The organism is Mycolicibacterium arseniciresistens, assembly GCF_030519285.1.
GTDB classification, from domain to species: Bacteria; Actinomycetota; Actinomycetes; order Mycobacteriales; family Mycobacteriaceae; genus Mycobacterium; species Mycobacterium arseniciresistens.
Genome location: NZ_JAUMSQ010000408.1, coordinates 1 through 3,597, shown reverse-complemented (window position 1 = coordinate 3,597; position 3,597 = coordinate 1). Strand labels below are relative to the sequence as shown.

Annotated in this window: 3 protein-coding genes, 1 tRNA gene and 1 other RNA gene; 2 read left to right on the top strand and 3 right to left on the bottom strand. The window is 70.0% G+C overall.

The window, feature by feature from the left end; all coding sequences use genetic code 11:
* From Q2100_RS29390 to ffs, 3 genes are all read right to left on the bottom strand, one after another.
* Positions 1-1,180, bottom strand: a 1,180-nt coding sequence (locus tag Q2100_RS29390; RefSeq protein WP_302916863.1) for a DNA polymerase III subunits gamma/tau, incomplete at its 3' end; no start/stop codon positions are given.
* Positions 1,181-1,219: 39 nt separating this feature from the next.
* Positions 1,220-2,494: an aspartate aminotransferase type Ic gene (locus Q2100_RS29385; protein ID WP_302916862.1), complete on the bottom strand. Its 1,275-nt coding sequence runs from the start codon at positions 2,492-2,494 to the stop codon at positions 1,220-1,222.
* 29 nt (positions 2,495-2,523) lie between these two features.
* An RNA gene (gene ffs, locus Q2100_RS29380) (signal recognition particle sRNA small type) lies at positions 2,524-2,618 on the bottom strand.
* Positions 2,619-2,677: 59 nt separating this feature from the next.
* Between ffs and Q2100_RS29375 the strand changes: the two genes are divergently transcribed.
* Together Q2100_RS29375 and Q2100_RS29370 are read left to right on the top strand one after the other, a co-directional pair.
* Positions 2,678-2,763, top strand: a tRNA-Ser gene (locus Q2100_RS29375).
* Between the two features lie 72 nt (positions 2,764-2,835).
* Positions 2,836-3,597, top strand: a 762-nt coding sequence (locus Q2100_RS29370) for a lipid uptake coordinator LucA (protein ID WP_302916861.1), incomplete at its 3' end; no start/stop codon positions are given.

Below are 3,597 nucleotides of genomic sequence, written 5' to 3'. Positions count from 1 at the left end.
GTGCCGCCTCGCCCGCCGGGATCGACATGTCGAGCCGCATCTCGATGCGCTCCACCCGCTGCAGCAGCGCCGACTCGGTGTCACTGGCCGACGGCAGCAGCAGCCGCGCACACACCACCTCGAGCAGCAGTCGCGGCGCGGTCGCACCGCGCATCTCGCCGAGGCCGGCGTGCACCACCTCGGCGAACCGGGTCAGCGTCGCCGTGCCCAGCCGCTCGGCCTGCTCGCGCATGCGTTCCAGCACGTCACCGGGAGCGTCGACCACCCCGCGTGCGGCGGCGTCGGGCACCGCCTGCAGCACGATCAGGTCACGGAAGCGTTCCAGCAGGTCGGTGGCGAACCGGCGTGGATCGTGGCCGGCGTCGATCACGGCCTCGACGGCGCCGAACAGCGCTGCGGCGTCACCGGCGGCCAGCGCGTCGACGGCGTCGTCGATGAGGGCGACGTCGGTGGCGCCGAGCAGCGCGAGCGCCCGGGCGTACTGCACGTGGTTGCCCTCGGCGCCGGCGAGCAGCTGGTCGAGCACCGACAGCGTGTCGCGCGGTGATCCCCCGCCGGCGCGGATGACCAGCGGGTAGACGACGTCGTCGACCTGCACACCCTCCTGGCCGCAGATCCGTTCCAGCAGCGTCCGCATCGTCTTGGGTGCGAGCAGCCGGAAGGGGTAGTGGTGCGTCCGCGAGCGGATGGTCGGCAGCACCTTCTCCGGCTCGGTGGTCGCGAACACGAAGATCAGGTGGTCCGGTGGCTCCTCGACGATCTTGAGCAGCGCGTTGAAGCCCGCGGTGGTGACCATGTGCGCTTCGTCGACGATGAAGATGCGGTAGCGGGAGTGCGCCGGAGCGTAGAAGGCGCGGTCGCGCAGCTCGCGGGTGTCGTCCACGCCGCCGTGGCTGGCCGCGTCGAGTTCCACCACGTCGACGCTGCCCGGGCCGTTGGGCGCCAGTGCCACACACGAGTCGCACACGCCGCACGGCGTGGGCGTGGGCCCCTGCACGCAGTTCAGCGAGCGAGCCAGGATGCGTGCCGACGAGGTCTTCCCGCAGCCGCGCGGACCCGAGAACAGGTAGGCGTGGTTGATGCGGCCCGCCGACAGCGCGGTCGACAGCGGTTCGGTGACGTGCTCCTGACCCACCACCTCCGCGAAGGTCGCCGGTCGGTACTTGCGGTAGAGCGCCACGCTCAGCAGGCTACCGACGCGGACCGACGACTGTGCACGCTAGGTTGCGAGCAGGGACTCGGTCGCTGCGAGCAGCGCACAGGTGGCCAGTCCGTCGATCGCCTCACGCAGGTCCGGCAGCGCCGGAAAGGTCGGCGCGATGCGGATGTTCTTGTCGTCGGGATCTTTTCGGTACGGGAACGACGCGCCCGCCTCGGTCACGGCGATGCCGGCGTCCTTGGCCAGCGCGACCGTGCGGCGGGCGGTGCCGGGCCAGACGTCGAGGCTGACGAAGTAGCCGCCCTTGGGGTCGGTCCACGACGCGATCTTCGACTCGCCGAGCCGGTCCTCGAGGATCTCGGCGACCAGTGCGAACTTCGGCGCCAGCAGTTCCTGGTGGCGCTGCATCTGCAGCCGCACGCCGTCGGCGTCGCCGAAGAACCGCAGGTGCCGCAGCTGGTTGACCTTGTCCGGGCCGATCGACTTCTTGCCCGCGTACTGCAGGTACCACGCGATGTTGCCCAGCGAGCCGCCGAAGAAGCTGACCCCGGCGCCGGCGAAGGTGATCTTCGAGGTCGAGGCGAACACCAGCGGTCGGTTCTGATTGCCGGCCGCCGCGGCCAGCCCCAGCACGTCGACCTGCCGCGGGAAGTCGTGGGTGAGCGTGTGCACCGCGTAGGCATTGTCCCAGAAAAGCCGGAAATCGCTTGCGGCCGTGCGCATCTGAACCAGCCGCCGAACCGTCTCCCAGGAGTACGTGACACCGGTGGGATTGGCGAACACCGGCACGCACCACATGCCCTTGATCGCCGGGTCGGCGGCGACGAGCTCCTCGATGAGGTCGACGTCGGGGCCGTCCTCGCGCATCGGCACGGTGATCATCTCGATGCCGAGGCTCTCGGTGATCGCGAAGTGGCGGTCGTAGCCCGGCGCGGGGCACAGGAATTTGACCTGCGGCTCGTCCTTCCAGGGCCGCGGCGAGTCGACGGTGCCGTGCAGCAGCGAGAACACCACCGCGTCGTGCATGAACTCCAGGCTGGCGTTGTTGCCTGCGATCAGGTTCGGCACCTGGATGCCCAGCAGTTCCCCGAAGATGGCGCGCAGTTCGGGCAGCCCGTGCAGGCCGCCGTAGTTGCGGGTGTCGGTGCCGTCGCCGTCGCGGTAGTCCCCGGCGGGCAGGCTCAACAATTCGTTGGACAGGTCGAGCTGGGCCGGCGACGGCTTGCCGCGGGTGAGGTCCAACAGCAGCTTCTTGGCCTGCAGCTCGGCGTAATTGCGCTGCTGCAGTTCGTGCTGGGCGGCCAGTTCGTCGCGGCCGAGGGACTGGAACGACACCGCGAGCCTTTCACCGACATGAGCGAGAACCAAGGGGACCCCGCGCACCCGCCAGAGCCCGTTGACCCTTGCTGCCTTCCGGCCCTGGGGGAGTTCACAGGATGGACGCCGCGCGGGGTCCGCCCTGAGTGTAATACCCGCGCCGGAACCGGAGCACCAGCCCGGTCGGCTACGATGGCCCGCGGAGGATTCGCCTAGTGGCCTATGGCGCTCGCCTGGAACGCGGGTTGGGTTAACAGCCCTCAGGGGTTCAAATCCCCTATCCTCCGCACTCGGTCCCGGGGTGTGACCGGCACAAACGAACCGGTCACACCCCGTGACCAGAGAACTCGAGGAGGAGTATGCGGCGCTCGGTCGCGGTGACGTGGCACGCATCGTTCTCATTGATCGCTGCGCTTCTGTACTTCTTCTTCGTGCTGCCGCGGTGGTACGAGCTGATGGGCGAGACCTCCCACACGCTGGGCACCGTGTTGCGCATCGTGGCGGGCGCGCTGATCGGGCTCGCCGCACTGCCGGTCGTGTTCACGCTGCAGCGCACCCGTCGCCCCGAATTCCAGACGCCACGGCTCGCGCTCGGCCTGCGTACCTGGTCAGCGGCGCTGCACGTGCTGGCGGGCGTGCTGATCATCGGCGCGGCCGTCAGCGAGATCTGGTTGAGCCTCGACTCCGCAGGTTCGTGGCTGTTCGGGATCTACGGCGCGGCCGCCGCGATCGCGGTGCTCGGTGCGCTCGCCTTCCACCTGGCCTTCGTCGCCGAACTGCCCCCGCCGCCGCCGAAGCCGCTCAAGCCGAAGAAGGCCTCGGTCAACCGGCGCGGCCGCAGGAAGGCCGCTGAGACCGAAGACACAGCGGACACAGAAGACACCGACGACGTCGAGGACACCGGCGCCGACGAGACGACCGAGGAAGCCGCGGACGACCAGCCGGCCGAGGTCACCGCCGAGGAGCCCGCGGAGTCCGACGCCGACGAGGTGACCCGCGAACCGACCGCTGACCAGGCATCCGAGGAGCCGACCGGCGATCCGGAGGCCGACACGGGCGGCCGGTTGCGCAACCGGCGACCCTCAGGCAGTCGCCGCCGCCGACTGCGCGGCGGCGTCGCG